This window comes from Pseudomonas sp. 2995-1 (assembly GCF_002742505.1).
GTDB classification, from domain to species: Bacteria; Pseudomonadota; Gammaproteobacteria; order Pseudomonadales; family Pseudomonadaceae; genus Aquipseudomonas; species Aquipseudomonas sivasensis.
On sequence record NZ_LJSA01000527.1, the window covers coordinates 1 to 303 of the forward strand.

Annotated in this window: 1 protein-coding gene; it reads left to right on the forward strand. The window is 43.9% G+C overall.

Going from position 1 to position 303, the window contains the following annotated elements; translation table 11 throughout:
• Positions 1–303, forward strand: a 303-nt coding sequence (locus AOA61_RS27335; protein ID WP_305886528.1) for an ArsA-related P-loop ATPase, incomplete at both ends; no start/stop codon positions are given.

A 303-nucleotide genomic window follows, 5' to 3' on the forward strand; every position in this document is an offset into this window, starting at 1 on the left:
GACCATATAGAGACAAATCGCCGGCTCCTGTGGTTGCCCAGATGGAAGAACAGCTATCTGGTGCATGTGCCATGGAGATCGCAGCTTTTGATGAGTTCGCTAACTTTATTACAGAAGGAGAAGTCACTGAGAAATACGACCATATTATTTTTGACACGGCTCCTACAGGACATACGTTACGTTTGCTACAACTGCCGTCTGCATGGTCAGGATTTTTAGAAGAAAGTACTCACGGTGCTTCATGTTTAGGTCCTTTATCAGGGTTAGAAGAAAAGAAGTCATTGTATGAAGCTACGGTTAGAG